This is a genomic window from Xanthomonas sp. SHU 308, assembly GCF_000364645.1.
Taxonomy (GTDB): Bacteria; Pseudomonadota; Gammaproteobacteria; order Xanthomonadales; family Xanthomonadaceae; genus Xanthomonas_A; species Xanthomonas_A sontii.
In genome coordinates, this window is the sequence record NZ_AQOK01000680.1 from 1 (window position 1) to 880 (window position 880).

Consider the following 880-nt stretch of genomic DNA (forward strand, 5'->3'; position numbering starts at 1 on the left):
CCGGCGCGGGCGGCCGCGTGCCGGCCGGCGCCGGCCAGCACGCCGTTGGCGGTTCGCCGAAGTAGTGCCGGTACTGCGCCAGGGTGGCCGCGTACTGGGCCTGGAAGCGCGCGGCGTCGGCCGGGTCGCCGCGCCCGGGATGGTGATGCAGGGTGCGGCGCAGCACCTGTGGACAGAACCGCTGCCAGTACTCGCGGGTGTCGGTGAGGTGTGCATGCCAGGCCTGATCGACCAGCGGACTCGGCGTGATCTCCTCGCCGGCGACGCAGGCCAGGAAGCAGAAACGCCGGTATTCCTCGACCAGTTGCGTGGCCAGCGCCGGCGACACGCCGGCCTCCTCGGCGACGCGACGCTCGAACGCCGCCAACGCCGTCTCGCCCTCGCCGAAGCCGTCGGCCTGCAGGCGCTGCCACAGCGCAGCGTGGTCGGGATCGACGCTGGCCGGCAGCAGTGGCGTCGGCATTCGCGTCATCGCAGCGCTTCCCAGCCCGCGGGCGCCGAGCACAGTGCCAGCAGCAGGGCCAGCCCCTGCAGGGCGAAACACAGCAGTTGCCGCCGCAGCAGGCGGCGCATGCCCTGCCAGCGCGCCAGCCAATCGCGCGGCGGCGGCAGCGTGCGCAGCAGGCCCAACCGCTGCAGGACGGCGTCCAGGTCGGCACCGGCGCGCGGCAGGTCCGGTTCGGCCAGCACTGCCTCAAGCAACGCCACGTCCAGGCCGACCCGTGCCGCCCAATAGCGCTGCAACAGGCCGGCCAAGGCGGCGACGCCGCAACAGGACACGGCGAGGACGGCACCGATGCCGACATACCACGCCGCCAGCGCCACCGTCAGCGCGAGCAACAGCAGCGACAGCCGATCCAGCGGCGCACCCTGGCGCAGC

The 880-nt window shown here is 73.9% G+C and carries 2 protein-coding genes; both read right to left on the minus strand.

All coding sequences use genetic code 11. The features are described from left to right. The coding region (locus tag D588_RS25395; protein ID WP_345775589.1) for an NUDIX domain-containing protein at window positions 1–472 on the minus strand (472 nt) is incomplete at its 3' end. Then, the gene (locus D588_RS25400) at window positions 469–879 is read right to left on the minus strand and encodes a hypothetical protein (RefSeq protein ID WP_051067890.1); all 411 of its coding nucleotides are present in this window, start codon (window positions 877–879) and stop codon (window positions 469–471) included. The genes D588_RS25400 and D588_RS25395, both read right to left, overlap by 4 nt. Window position 880: the final 1 nt, after the last annotated feature.